At 53.4% G+C, this 13,851-nt stretch carries 12 protein-coding genes and 1 riboswitch; of the genes, 5 read left to right on the forward strand and 7 right to left on the reverse strand.

Annotated elements, in window-relative coordinates; all coding sequences use genetic code 11:
- The first annotated feature begins 604 nt into the window (after window positions 1-604).
- The gene (locus SBG_RS00435) at window positions 605-1,024 is read left to right on the forward strand and encodes a DUF4751 family protein (protein ID WP_001242657.1); all 420 of its coding nucleotides are present in this window, start codon (window positions 605-607) and stop codon (window positions 1,022-1,024) included.
- A 4-nt stretch (window positions 1,025-1,028) separates the two neighbouring features.
- Here SBG_RS00435 and araD read toward each other — a convergent pair whose 3' ends face one another.
- The 3 genes from araD to araB form a co-directional block, all read right to left on the reverse strand.
- Window positions 1,029-1,724: an L-ribulose-5-phosphate 4-epimerase gene (gene araD, locus SBG_RS00440; RefSeq protein ID WP_000888648.1), complete on the reverse strand. Its 696-nt coding sequence runs from the start codon at window positions 1,722-1,724 to the stop codon at window positions 1,029-1,031.
- 97 nt (window positions 1,725-1,821) lie between these two features.
- Entirely contained in the window at window positions 1,822-3,324 is a 1,503-nt protein-coding gene (gene araA, locus SBG_RS00445) for an L-arabinose isomerase (RefSeq protein WP_000151761.1), read from the reverse strand.
- Between the two features lie 10 nt (window positions 3,325-3,334).
- Window positions 3,335-5,044 (reverse strand): ribulokinase, encoded by a 1,710-nt coding sequence (gene araB, locus SBG_RS00450; RefSeq protein ID WP_000951829.1) that lies wholly within the window; start codon window positions 5,042-5,044, stop codon window positions 3,335-3,337.
- 339 nt (window positions 5,045-5,383) lie between these two features.
- Here araB and araC point away from each other — a divergent pair, with 339 nt between their 5' ends.
- Complete coding sequence (araC, locus tag SBG_RS00455; protein ID WP_000852389.1) at window positions 5,384-6,262, forward strand: arabinose operon transcriptional regulator AraC; 879 nt, start codon at window positions 5,384-5,386, stop codon at window positions 6,260-6,262.
- Between the two features lie 85 nt (window positions 6,263-6,347).
- Window positions 6,348-7,115 carry a DedA family protein gene (locus SBG_RS00460; protein WP_001148360.1) on the forward strand — a complete coding sequence of 256 codons (768 nt, stop codon included), beginning with the start codon at window positions 6,348-6,350 and terminating at the stop codon, window positions 7,113-7,115.
- 74 nt (window positions 7,116-7,189) lie between these two features.
- Here the strand turns inward: SBG_RS00460 and thiQ are convergent, their stop codons facing one another.
- From thiQ to sgrR, 4 genes are all read right to left on the reverse strand, one after another.
- A complete protein-coding gene (gene thiQ, locus SBG_RS00465) occupies window positions 7,190-7,888 on the reverse strand; it encodes a thiamine ABC transporter ATP-binding protein ThiQ (RefSeq protein WP_000915984.1) in 699 nt (232 codons plus the stop codon).
- Entirely contained in the window at window positions 7,872-9,482 is a 1,611-nt protein-coding gene (thiP, locus tag SBG_RS00470) for a thiamine/thiamine pyrophosphate ABC transporter permease ThiP (RefSeq protein WP_000235725.1), read from the reverse strand. Before thiP ends, thiQ begins: the two co-directional genes overlap by 17 nt.
- Window positions 9,458-10,441: a thiamine ABC transporter substrate binding subunit gene (gene thiB, locus SBG_RS00475; protein ID WP_000913253.1), complete on the reverse strand. Its 984-nt coding sequence runs from the start codon at window positions 10,439-10,441 to the stop codon at window positions 9,458-9,460. Before thiB ends, thiP begins: the two co-directional genes overlap by 25 nt.
- Before the next feature lie 32 nt (window positions 10,442-10,473).
- Window positions 10,474-10,573: riboswitch (TPP riboswitch) on the reverse strand.
- Between the two features lie 33 nt (window positions 10,574-10,606).
- The gene (gene sgrR / locus SBG_RS00480; protein WP_001139051.1) at window positions 10,607-12,265 is read right to left on the reverse strand and encodes an HTH-type transcriptional regulator SgrR; all 1,659 of its coding nucleotides are present in this window, start codon (window positions 12,263-12,265) and stop codon (window positions 10,607-10,609) included.
- A 92-nt stretch (window positions 12,266-12,357) separates the two neighbouring features.
- Here sgrR and sgrT point away from each other — a divergent pair, with 92 nt between their 5' ends.
- Window positions 12,358-12,480 carry a glucose uptake inhibitor SgrT gene (gene sgrT, locus SBG_RS00485; protein ID WP_001248757.1) on the forward strand — a complete coding sequence of 41 codons (123 nt, stop codon included), beginning with the start codon at window positions 12,358-12,360 and terminating at the stop codon, window positions 12,478-12,480.
- Between the two features lie 118 nt (window positions 12,481-12,598).
- Window positions 12,599-13,777 carry a sugar efflux transporter gene (locus SBG_RS00490; protein ID WP_000964397.1) on the forward strand — a complete coding sequence of 393 codons (1,179 nt, stop codon included), beginning with the start codon at window positions 12,599-12,601 and terminating at the stop codon, window positions 13,775-13,777.
- Window positions 13,778-13,851 lie beyond the last annotated feature (74 nt).

Below are 13,851 nucleotides of genomic sequence, written 5' to 3' on the forward strand. Positions count from 1 at the left end.
GAATACTGTTATTTTGTACAGGCGTGTGACGTAAAAAAGAACATCCTCTGGAAAATGAGTGTGAGATGATAAAGTGATATTTCATGAATTAGTTTTTTCCATTGATATTTTTAATGAATATTTAAAGGGTAAAAGGATTACCGTGTTTTTATATTTTTTCAGGAAGGAATATTTATCAATGTAATAATGCTGATGTATCCAGTAGATATCATTATTCTATAGCTGTTAATTTTGAATTGTGTATATTTAAGGTTGATATCTATAGGTTGGTTGTTTTGTGTCAAGTCTGTTTTCAGATATCTGATATTTTTCAGAATAGTGCTTGTTTGAATCTGTTAATTATTTCTCGGATTAACAAAAAAGCGATATTTTTTGTTTGTGTTAATTAATAGAAAATGTAAGAATTTTATTTGAAACATCCGCACCATCAGGTAGAAATATAATATTTTCAATTGACCGCTATGGTTAAATAAAAATGAATTACAGTACGAATTCGTCGGGAACTCTCTGCATAATTTAATTTTTATTTAAGAATATAATTTTATTTTCACTTCCAGGTGCGGGTGTTTTTATCAACATTATGGTGTTCAGGAATTATTATTTTATGAGAATGAATTTACAGGCACGTCTGGTGGGGTACGATCGCTATCTCTTCGTGAATACTCAACGCGCTAACGTTGCCATAAAAACCGTGAGTAAATTTTTTGAGTATAAAACATGGACAGATCAGATTTGGCGCACCGAGATTATTGAAAACGGCAATGCTTTTTTTCACTGGCAAGGACACGACAGAAAAAATGGTCACAGGGATACGATGATTAACTATCTGCTAAATGGGCAGCGCTGGCAGTCAACAATTGAGGATTACATTTTCTTCCATGCTCTGGAGGGAAAGATGCTTCAGGGGCATTACGATAATAGTATTGAATATGTGAGCTCTGATAATTACATATATCAAAGCGCATTTGCTGAAGATATCACTGACCAGGTTCATCATCGCGCCCCAAATGGGACGCGTCTTTAGATCATTACTGACCGTAATAGGCTTTTGCGCCATGTTTGCGCAAATAATGTTTATCCAGAAGTGTTTGCTGCATGTCGGGCAATTGCGGCGCCAGCTGGCGGCAGAAGATGCCCATATAGGCTACCTCTTCCAACACGATAGCGTTATGCACGGCATCCTCGGCATTTTTACCCCAGGCAAACGGACCGTGAGAATGGACAAGCACGCCGGGCATTTGGATGGCATCAATACCTTGTTTTTCAAAGGATTCGACAATGACATTGCCCGTTTCCCACTCATACTCGCCGTTAATTTCTGCATCGGTCATTTTGCGGGTGCAGGGAATTGTACCGTAGAAATAGTCGGCGTGGGTCGTGCCTGTCGCCGGAATTGGCTGACCCGCCTGGGCCCAGATAGTTGCGTGGCGTGAATGGGTATGCACAATGCCGCCGATAGTCGGAAATGCCTGATACAACAGACGGTGGGTTGGCGTATCGGACGAGGGCTTTTTCGTTCCCTCGACCACTTCACCCGTTGCGAGGCTAACCACCACCATATCGTCTGCTGTCATTACGCTGTAATCGACGCCGGACGGCTTAATCACCATGACGCCGCACTCGCGATCGATGGCGCTGACGTTACCCCATGTGAGGGTCACCAGATTGTGTTTTGGCAGCGCCAGATTAGCTTCCAGCACCTGACGTTTGAGATCTTCTAGCATGTTGACTCCTGTGTGCCGGATGGCGGCACAGAGACTTTATCCGGCCCGGGAACGGCTGTAGGACAGATAAGTGCAGCGCCACCCGGCAACAACATCATTAACGTTTTAAGCCGTAATACACATCGTTCCAGCGCAGCGTGTCTTTAAAGGCTGGCAGACGAGTTTCGTTGTCGATGACCGCAATTTCGATATCGTGCATTTCGGCGAACTGGCGCATATCGTTCAACTCCAGCGCGTGGCTGAAGACGGTATGATGCGCGCCGCCGGCCAGGATCCACGCTTCAGACGCGGTCGGCAGATCCGGCTGTGCTTTCCACAATGCGTTGGCCACCGGCAGTTTCGGCAGGTCGTGCGGGGTTTTTACCGTATCGATACAGTTGACCAGCAGGCGGTAACGATCGCCGAGGTCGATCAGGCTGGCGACGATCGCCGGGCCAGTTTGGGTGTTGAAGATCAGGCGAGCCGGATCTTCTTTGCCGCCGATGCCAAGATGCTGAACATCGAGGAGCGGTTTTTCTTCAACGGCAATGGAAGGACACACTTCCAGCATATGTGAACCGAGCACCAGATCGTTGCCCTTGTCAAAGTGGTAGGTGTAATCCTCCATAAAGGAGGTGCCGCCCTGCAGACCGGTTGACATCACTTTCATAATGCGAAGCAGAGCGGCAGTTTTCCAGTCACCTTCGCCTGCGAAGCCGTAGCCCTGCTGCATCAGACGCTGTACGGCCAGACCCGGAAGCTGTTTCAGACCGTGTAAATCTTCAAAGGTGGTGGTGAAGGCATGAAAGCCGCCTTCTTCCAGGAAGCGTTTCATACCGAGTTCGATACGAGCCGCTTCTCGCACATTCTGGCGTTTATCGCCGTGAATCTGGGTGGCTGGCGTCAGGATGTAGCTACTTTCATATTCGTCGATAAGGGCGTTAATATCGCCCTCGCTAATGGCATTCACCACCTGTACCAGATCGCCCACAGCCCAGGTATTGACGGAGAAACCGAATTTTATCTGGGCTGCCACTTTGTCGCCATCGGTCACTGCGACTTCACGCATGTTGTCGCCAAAGCGGCAGACTTTCAGATGACGGGTATCCTGTTTAGAGACCGCCTGACGCATCCAGGAACCGATACGCGCATGGGCCTCTTTATCCTGCCAGTGACCGGTGACGACCGCATGCTGCTGGCGCATCCGCGCGCCAATAAAACCAAACTCGCGGCCACCATGTGCGGTCTGGTTGAGGTTCATAAAGTCCATGTCAATGCTGTCCCACGGCAGGGCGGCGTTAAACTGGGTGTGGAATTGCAGTAACGGTTTGTTCAGCATCGTCAGACCGTTGATCCACATTTTGGCCGGAGAGAAGGTGTGCAACCAGACGACCAGACCCGCGCAGCGGTCGTTATAGTTGGCGTCACGACAAATAGCGGTGATCTCATCTGGCGTCGTGCCCAGCGGTTTTAAGACCAGTTTACACGGCAGTTTGGCTTCGGTATTCAGTGCGTTTACGACATGTTCAGCATGTTGAGTAACCTGACGCAACGTTTCAGGGCCGTACAAATGCTGGCTACCAATTACAAACCACACTTCATAGTTATCAAAAATCGTCATTGTCGTGTCCTTAATGAGTCAGGGTTGCCTGGTTGACCGGGGCTTTGTGCATCGGCGCGGCAGCCGGAAGATAGTGTTGTTCGGCACTTGTCGCCCATTGCTGATAGCGGCGATAGAGGTGTTCAAAGCGTTGGGCCTGTTTTGGGCAGGGGTGCAGTGTTCTTTCGATGCGGCTCGCCATTTTTTGCTGAGCAGCGGGAATATCGGCATAAACCTTCGCGGCGACGGCGGCAAAGATAGCGGCGCCTAATGCGCAACACTGGTCGGAAGCGATAATCTGTAGCGGGCGATTCAGTACGTCGCAGCAGGCCTGCATAATTACCGGATTTTTTCGGGCAATACCGCCCAGGGCCATGACGTTGTTAACAGCAATCCCCTGTTCGGTGAAGCACTCCATAATCGCCCGTGCGCCAAAAGCGGTAGCGGCGATCAGACCACCAAACAGCGCTGGCGCGTCGGTGGCAAGATTGAGATCGGTAATGACGCCTTTCAGACGCTGGTTGGCATCTGGCGTGCGGCGACCGTTGAACCAGTCGAGCACTACTGGCAGATGATCCAGCGACGGGGTTTTCGCCCATGCTTCGGTCAGTGCGGGTAATAACTGTTTCTGGCTGGCTTTAATCTGTTCTTTCAGCTCCGGATGCTGCGCGGCCAGCTGCTCCAGTGGCCAGCTAAGCACCCGGCCAAACCAGGCATAGATATCGCCGAAGGCGGATTGACCGGCTTCCAGACCGATAACGTTCGGCACCACGCTGCCGTCAACCTGACCGCAAATACCTTTTACGGCGCGATCGCCAACGCTCTGTTTTTCAGCCGTCAGGATGTCGCAGGTAGAGGTTCCAATGACTTTCACCAGCGTGTTAGGCTGCGCGCCCGCGCCAACGGCGCCCATATGGCAGTCGAACGCGCCGCCGGAAATCACCACACTTTCGGGCAGACCGAGGCGCTGTGCCCACTCCGCACATAGCGTGCCAACCGGCTGGTCGGCAGTGAAAGTTTCGCTGAATAAAGGGGAGGGCAAATGCAGGTTCAGGATAGGGTCAAGCTCGTCGAAGAAGGTGGCGGGCGGCAGTCCCCCCCAACTCTCATGCCATAAGGACTTGTGTCCGGCGCTGCAACGGCCACGACGGATAGCCTGTGGTCGGGTAGTGCCGGAAAGCAGGGCCGGTACCCAGTCGCACAGCTCAATCCATGATGCGGCAGCCTGCGCAACAGCGCTATCCTGACGGGTCACGTGCAGAATTTTGGCCCAAAACCATTCGCTGGAATAGATGCCGCCAATGTAGCGGGAATAATCTACCTTGCCCGGCGTGTGGCACAGGCGGGTAATCTCCTCCGCTTCTTCAACGGCGGTATGATCTTTCCACAGGACGAACATCGCGTTCGGGTTTTCCGCAAACTCCGGGCGCAGGGCCAGCACATTACCTTCGGCATCGATCGGCGCTGGTGTAGAGCCGGTGCTGTCAACGCCAATGCCAACGACATCTGCACGTTGCGCAGCGCTCAGTTGTGCCAGAGCGGTTTTCAGCGCCGCTTCCATTGATTCCATATAGTCACGCGGATGATGACGGAACTGGTTGTTCGGTCCGTCGCAATAACGGCCTTCTTGCCAGCGCGGGTACCACTCTACGCTGGTGGCGATCTCTTCGCCGGTGGCGCAGTCCACAGCCAGAGCACGCACTGAATCACTGCCAAAATCGAGGCCAATTGCAATTGCCATCGTCTTACTCCATCCAAAAAAACAGGTATGGAGAAACAGTAGAGATTGGCGGCAAAAAACGTCAGGCTGGATCCGCTAATCTTATGGATAAAAATGCTAATGCTTTGCAAAGTGTGATGCTGTGCAAATATTCAATGTGGACATTCCAGCCATAGTTATAGACACTTCTGTTACTTCATTTTATCGTCCGCATTGTGCGGCTTTGTTACAAAGCGCTTTTCACAAGCGGGATTGGTGCGTGCTTTCATCAGACGCAAGGACGTGCAAGCGGGAAGCGCTGTCGTCCTGGTCAATATGGACAATTTGTTTCTTCTCTGCATACCGGAGGGTAGGGAGATAATGGCTGAAACGCAAAATGATCCGCTATTACCGGGATATTCATTTAATGCTCATCTGGTCGCCGGGTTGACGCCGATTGAAGCGAATGGATATCTGGATTTTTTTATCGATCGCCCGCTGGGCATGAAGGGATATATCCTTAACCTGACTATCCGCGGAGAGGGCGTCATTAATAATAATGGCGAGCAGTTTGTCTGCCGACCTGGCGATATGTTGTTGTTTCCGCCAGGTGAGATCCATCACTATGGACGTCATCCGGACGCCAGTGAGTGGTATCACCAGTGGGTTTACTTTCGACCTCGCGCCTACTGGCAGGAGTGGCTGGCCTGGCCGACAATCTTTGCCCAGACGGGATTTTTCCGCCCGGACGAGGCGCGGCAACCCCATTTTAGCGAACTGTTCGGGCAGATCATTAGCGCCGGGCAGGGGGAAGGACGCTATTCTGAACTACTGGCGATCAATCTGCTCGAGCAATTGTTGCTCAGGCGTATGGCTGCGATTAATGAGTCGCTGCATCCGCCGATGGATAGCCGTGTGCGCGATGCCTGCCAGTATATCAGTGACCATCTGGCGGACAGCCATTTTGATATTGCCAGCGTCGCCCAGCATGTCTGCCTGTCGCCTTCCCGGTTGTCGCATCTGTTCCGCCAGCAGTTAGGTATTAGCGTTTTAAGCTGGCGCGAGGATCAGCGTATCAGCCAGGCAAAGCTGTTGCTGAGCACCACACGGATGCCGATAGCGACCGTCGGGCGCAATGTTGGATTTGACGACCAGCTCTATTTCTCACGGGTATTTAAAAAATGTACCGGTGCAAGTCCCAGTGAGTTCAGAGCAGGATGTGAAGAAAAAGTGAATGATGTGTCCACAAAGATGTCATAAGTCGTAACTATTCAGATAATTGACGGCTTGACGACGCGGGAAAGGGTAAGCAGAATCCCTGCTTCATCACGCTGACGGACACACTATGCAAGCACTGCTGGAACACTTTATCACCCAATCCGCTCTCTATTCGCTTATCGCCGTGTTGCTGGTCGCCTTCCTGGAGTCGCTGGCGCTGGTGGGGTTGATTTTACCCGGCACGGTGCTGATGGCGGGGCTGGGCGCGCTTATCGGCAGCGGCGAGCTCAATTTTTGGCATGCCTGGCTGGTGGGCATTGTTGGCTGTCTGATGGGCGACTGGATTTCGTTCTGGCTGGGGTGGCGTTTTAAAAAACCGCTGCACCGCTGGTCTTTTATGAAAAAGAACAAGTCGCTGTTGGATAAAACCGAACATGCGTTACATCAGCACAGTATGTTCACCATTCTGGTCGGGCGCTTTGTTGGGCCCACAAGGCCGCTGGTGCCGATGGTAGCAGGGATGCTGGATCTTCCCGTCGCAAAATTTCTTGTTCCGAACGTGATTGGCTGTTTGCTGTGGCCGCCGTTTTATTTTCTGCCGGGCATTCTGGCTGGCGCCGCTATTGATATCCCTGCCGATCAACAAAGCGGTAGCTTCAAATGGTTGTTACTGGCGACCGCCTTGTTGTTGTGGGTTGGCGGCTGGCTGTGCTGGCGATGGTGGCGCAGCGGCAAAGCGGCGACCGATCGACTCACGGCGTTTTTGCCGCGGTCCCGTCTGTTATGGCTGGCGCCGATGGTGTCTGGCGCGGGGATTGTCGCACTGGTGATGCTGATGCGCCACCCGCTGATGCCAATGTATATCGATATTCTTCACAAAGTCGTAGGCTTCTGATAATGCCTTAGCCGGCCTTATTGTGTCTGATGACGCTACGCTTATCAGGTCTGTAGGCCTATCGATCTGCACGATCAACCGTTAATCCCCAGCAACACTGAGGCGCTGGCCCTACCGCTAAGCAACTCCGTGGTCTTTCCTTGCCACGCGATACGTCCGTCGGCCACGACAACGGCGCGCGAGGCAATCCGCGCCGCATCCTCCACGCTATGCGAGACCATTAACAGCGTTAACTGTTGCTCGCGGCAGATATCGCTGACCAGTGTGAGCATTTCCTGGCGCAGCGCAGGATCGAGCGCAGAGAATGGTTCATCAAGCAGTAGTATCGGCTGTTCACGAACCAGGCAGCGCGCCAGCGCTACCCGCTGACGCTGACCACCCGATAACTCGCCCGGCAAACGCGTCATCAGACTCTCAATGCCCATCTGACGTGCGATAGCGTCCCGTTTTTCCCGCTGGCTGGCGTTGAGCGTTAACCCAGGGTTTAGCCCCAGACCGATATTTTGCTGCACATTCAGATGGCTGAATAAATTATTCTCCTGAAATAGCATTGAGACCGGACGGCGTGAGGGCGGCGTAAACGTATGATCCTCATCTGCAATCAGTAGCGTACCGCTGGCAGGTGCAAGAAAACCAGCAATTAAATTTAACAGCGTGCTTTTTCCGGCGCCACTAGGGCCGAGAATGGCCACCTGCTCGCCGCGTTCTATCGTCAGTGTAAAACGCATAGGCAAATGATGGTAAAGCCAGGTGATATCAATCAGTTTTAACATGGTGGCCCGGAAGTTTCTCAATGAGGGTAAATAGCGTAAAGCAGAGCAATAACAAAATTAGCGCGGTCACCGCACCGTCCTGACTACGGTAGGAACCAATTTGCTGATACAGATAAAACGGTAGCGTACGGAAATTATCGTTGCCGAAAAGTGCGACGACGCCGAAATCGCCGATAGAAAGTACGCAGGCAAACGCCAGCGCTTGCGCCAGTGGGCGCTTCAGGGCGCGCAGTTCCACGACCTTTAGCCGCGTTCCGCCCTCAATCCCTAATGATTGACACAACATTCCGTAACGGGTGGTAATATCACGCATTGGGGTTTCCAGTACTTTCAGCGCGTAGGGGATCGCCATGAGCGCATTGGTAAAAATCACGATGCCGTCAGCGGATTCCGGTAAGCCGATGCTATTATTGAGCAGTAAAAAGAAGCCCGTCGCCAGCACGATACCCGGCATTGCAAGGATCAACATCCCGCTGAGTTCCAGCGTTTGCCCGGCGAATACCCGCTGGCGCTGGCGGAGCTCGCGACTGCTCCATAACAGCATCATGGTCAGAATGATGCACAGGACTCCTGCCGCCAGCGCAATGCGTAGCGATGTCCAGATAGCCTGCCACAGAACGGGTTGCGCCAGCACTTCCGGCAGGCTGCGATTGATGCCATCTACCACCACGGCGAGCAGCGGCGGAAGCAACAGCAGCAGCGCCAGCATAATCAACAAGGCATCTGTCAGGCGGCTATGGAGACGATCGTCAGGATCGCGCCAGCCCTGCATCAGCGACATGCCCGGTGCGATCGCTTTGCTCAATCGCTGGCTTAGCAGCACCAGCGTCAGGCAGCAGATCATCTGAATTAATGCCAGCATCGCTGCGCGGGCGGGATCATAGTCGAAGCTCAGAGCCTGATAGATAGCCAGTTCGATGGTGGTTGCTTGTGGACCGCCGCCGAGCGACAGTACGGTAGCGAAACTGGCGAAACAGAGCATAAAAATCAGCGCCGCAACGGGGGGGATTTGCCGGCGTAGCCACGGCCATTCAACAAAACGGAAAAAATGCCAGCCACGCATCCCGAGCTGGGCGGCGAGCTGGCGCTGTTCGCCGGGAATACTTTCCAGGGACTGTAGCAATAAACGGCTCGCCATTGGCAGATTAAAAAAAACGTGCGCCAGCAAAATGCCCTGCAAACCGTAGGGGGAGAACGTCCACTCAAGCCCTAATGTTTGCCACAACGAGGCCAGCCAGCCCTGGCGGCCATACACGCTCAGAATACCGAACACCGCGACCAGCACCGGCAAAATCAGCGTCATGGCGCACAGACGCAGTAGCGTCTGACGTCCGGGGAAGCGGCGTCGATAAAGCGCGCGGGCGAGGAAAATGGCCGGAACCACCGACAGTACTGCTGACAGAAACGCCTGCCAGAACGAGAAGCGCACGACATGCCACAGATAGCTGTCCTGCCAGATTGCGGACCACGATGCTGGCGGCGCGTTCAGCCAAAGTGCTATAAAGGCCGCCAGCGCAACGGTTATCGTTAGCGTGGCGGCGCAAAGTCCCGGCATTAACCAGCCGGGTATTAACGGCTGACGGCGCGTTGCCATTCGCTAATCCATGCCTGACGTTGCGCGGCGACTTCTGCCGGGCTGAACTCCAGCGAGGTGGCAGGTTTGCTCAGTTTTTCGAATCCGGCGGGCAGGGGGACATGGGTTACCGGATACATCCAGTTGCCGGTAGGAATAGCATTCTGAAACGCCGGAGAGAGCATAAATTTAAGGAATTTCTCCGCCAGTTCCGGTTGCTTGCTGGCGGCGGTGCGCGCCGCCACTTCTACCTGTAAGTAATGGCCTTCGCTGAAGTTAGCGGCAGCGTAGTTATCCTTTTTTTCTTCAATAATGTGATATGCCGGAGAAGTGGTGTAACTGAGCACCAAATCGCTTTCACCTTTCAGAAATAAGCCATAAGCTTCGCTCCAGCCTTTCGTTACTGTAACCGTTTTGGCCGCCAGTTTGTGCCAGGCATCAGGCGCGTTGGCGCCGTAAACTTTTTGTACCCATAGCAGCAGCCCCAGCCCAGGCGTGCTGGTGCGCGGGTCCTGATAAATTACACGCCATTTTTGAGCGCTCTCGATCAGCTCTTTCAGGCTTTTCGGCGGATTTTTTAGCTTGTTTTTATCGTAGACAAAAGCGAAATAACCGTAATCGAATGGAACAAATGTGTCATTTTTCCAGCCGCCGGGTACGTTGATTGCCTCACTGTCCACACCGCTTTTCGCAAAGAGTTTCGTTTGCGTGGCGGCTTCCAGCAGATTATTGTCCAGACCCAGCACGACATCGGCTTTGCTGTTCTTCCCCTCCATTCGCAGGCGGTTGAGCAGCGAAACGCCATCCTCCAGCGCTACCAGTTTCAGCTCGCAGTTACAGTCAGCTTCAAACGCTTTTTTCACCGCCGGACCCGGGCCCCAGTCGGCGGCGAACGAGTCATAGGTGTAAACGGTGAGTACGGGTTTAGCAAACGCGGGCGCTGCGCACAGGAGCAGCAGAGGAAGACATTTTTTTAGCACTTTGCACCTCAATAGATGGGTGGCAAAGGATTTTGAGCGGTAGCCTCAAATCCCTTCGCCGGCGTTATCCGGATCAGGTTCGACGGGTATTTTCTCAGCGCACGCACAGGCGTGGCACCCCGTTGAGAACGCCATTAGTGTAGTGATTTTGTTGCCGGGCGGCAATCACGGGTCCGGCGGCGCAAACCAGGCCGATTTAAAATCGAACCAGCCGAGGGTGTTCATGCGCAATCCGCGCATACTGCGTTGTCCCTGAATAATTAGCCAGTGGTGGATCAGCGGCACAATAGCGTTGTTAGCCAACAGTTGCTGGCACCAGTTCGCCAGATTCATCTCGCCAGCGCGCCACTGCGTGGCGTCGCCCTGCCAGTCGCGCGGAATGCAGTTTTGTAAGAGTGGAACTTCGCACAGATGCGCGAACAGCGAGAAATCCAGCGGCAGGGTAAAGTTAGCGCTGTTGAGCCAGATATCGCTTTCGATCTCGCCGGCGTGCCATTGATCGTAATCGATCTCCTGAATATGCAAATGCACCTGATGCTCAGCCAGAAGCCTGGTCATGATACCGGCGATAACCCGATGCTCAATATGATCACGGTAGAACGTCAACGTGAGGGTTTCCAGACCGGCAGGTTTTTCTCTGCGCCCAGGACGGGCATGATGCCAGCGTGGTAGAAGCCCATAGGCAGGGAACCAAAGCTGCTGTAGCGGTATGTCTGCGTGATAGAGTAAATGGGTGGGGGAGAGTACGTGGCTCACCCACTCCCGGATCTGTGGATGCGCGCCGCGCGGCGTACGGGCATCGAATAGCAGATAATAGCAACCTTCTTCCAGTCGGCTTTCTATCGCTTTTTCGCCGCCTTGTATCGGCCCTTCCAGCATCAAGCCGCAGGCCGGTTCTTCACTGATATCCGGCAGTACCCAGACGTTCACTTCGTCTATCAACGCCCGATAGCCGAAGTAGTCATCGAAGGCGAGTATCTTGAGCTGGTTTGGCGTATTACGCCGCACGGCATAAGGCCCGGTGCCGATAGGGTGGCTGGCGAAATGCGTCAGCGTTTCCCACTCCCGCGGCAAAATCATCGCCGGGACCTGGCCCAGCAGCCACGGCAACCAGCGATCCGGCTGGGAAAGATGAATATCCAGCGTCCACGCGGTAGGGGAGTCTATCTTTGTGATGTGCGAGTAAAGCGGAAGCGTATTGATACGCGTCAGCGAGGTGATGACATCTTCCATCTCCAGCTCGCGGCCATGATGAAAATGAATGCCGGGGCGCAGGTAGAAGCGCCACAGTAAAGAGGAAATTTGCTGCCAGTGGTGCGCAATGTCCGCTTCCAGTTCCCCGTTTTCCTCATTTACCCGCGTGAGCGAACTGAAAATTTGCCGGGCAATATGAGTTTCCGAGCGACGTAATGCGGTTCCCGGCAGAAGATTGTGCATCGGACGATAGTAAAGAACCCGTAGAATATGCCGCCCCTGGCGGAAACTGCGTCCCAGATGAGAAATGAGCATCTGCCTGACGGCGCTTTTATCACCGACAAGTTGTACCAGCTGATCGATGCGATCCTGTTCCAGTAGATCTTCCGCTCGCTGCTGCTGCAGCGCCAGTCCGGTATACAGGAACGTCAGGCGTGAACGCTTGCCGCGTCCAACCTCGGCTTCCCACGTTAACCAGCCGCGCGCCTGCATGGTATTAAGCAGCGTACGCATATGGCGGCGCGAACAGTTCAGCAGATCCGCCAGCTCATTAAGCGTGGTGTCTTGCGTTTTACCGTCACAACATTGCCAGAGACGGATAAATTGTTGTTGCAGGCGACCTGAGGGCATAAAAGGGGAACTCCGACGGAAAACTCAGCAATTTTATTATCCCTATATTAAGCCAATAATAGCGTTCGATGAAGCAAGAGGAAGAGGTCGCTATGCGTCAGTTCTGGTTGAGGTATTTTGCCGCGACGGAAAATGTGTCCTGGCTGGCTTGCCTGAGCGCGCAGCAGCGCTTAAAAATGCTCGAAGAACTGATGCAGTGGGAGGCGGCCGATTGAAACCAATTGCAGACATCATGTGTGACTGAGTATTGGTGTGGGCTATAGCCTAAAATCACCCGCCAGCAGATAATACCTGCTGGCTTTTTTTGTTTCGGCTGCACTTAAAGGACTCTCTATGCTCTGGATTATGACGATGGGACGGCGTCTCAACGGAATTTATGCGGCATTTATGCTGGTCGCTTTTATGATGGGTGTTGCCGGCGCGCTTCAGGCACCGACGTTAAGCCTGTTTCTCAGTCGCGAGGTCGGCGCGCAGCCGTTTTGGGTTGGGCTATTTTATACCGTCAATGCTATTGCCGGGATTGGAGTCAGTCTTGCGCTGGCGAAACGCTCAGACAGCCGGGGCGATCGCCGGAAGCTGATTATGTTTTGCTGTCTGATGGCGATCGGCAATGCGTTATTGTTTGCTTTTAATCGTCACTACTTAACGTTAATTACCTGCGGCGTACTGCTGGCGTCGTTGGCCAATACCGCCATGCCGCAACTGTTTGCGCTGGCGCGGGAATATGCCGATAGTTCGGCGCGCGAAGTGGTGATGTTTAGTTCAGTGATGCGCGCTCAGCTTTCTCTGGCGTGGGTGATCGGTCCACCGCTGGCCTTTATGCTGGCGCTGAATTACGGGTTCACCGCTATGTTCTCCATTGCCGCCGTTATCTTTGCCGTCAGCCTGGTATTGATTGCCCTGATGCTGCCTTCGGTGGCGCGCGTCAAACAGCCTGTGGATGCGCCGCTCGCACAGGTAAGCGGTTGGCAGGATAAAAATGTGCGAATGTTATTTATCGCCTCCACGTTGATGTGGACCTGCAATACCATGTACATCATTGATATGCCGCTATGGATAAGCGCTGAGTTGGGCCTGTCGGATAAACTGGCCGGCGTATTGATGGGCACGGCGGCTGGGCTGGAGATACCGGCAATGATTCTGGCTGGTTTTTATGTGAAGCGGTTTGGCAAGCGGCGGATGATGATTACCGCTGTGGCGGCGGGCGTACTATTTTATGTTGGCCTGATCTTTTTCCACAGCCGGACGGCGCTACTGTCGCTGCAACTTTTTAATGCGGTCTTTATTGGGATTGTTGCCGGGATCGGAATGCTGTGGTTTCAGGATTTGATGCCAGGCAGGGCAGGGGCCGCCACGACGCTTTTTACTAATAGCATTTCAACGGGGGTTATTCTGGCGGGCGTGATTCAGGGGGCTGTGGCGCAAAACTTCGGCCATTTTGCCGTCTACTGGGTGATTGCGGCGATTTCTGTGGTCACGCTGGCCATGACCGGGCGGGTGAAAGACGTTTGATCCGGTGCCGGATGGTAATGCTGGCATGTTTTATCCGGCCTACGAATATTTCCGTAGGCCGGATAAGCGAAGCG

The organism is Salmonella bongori NCTC 12419 (assembly GCF_000252995.1).
Taxonomy (GTDB): Bacteria; Pseudomonadota; Gammaproteobacteria; order Enterobacterales; family Enterobacteriaceae; genus Salmonella; species Salmonella bongori.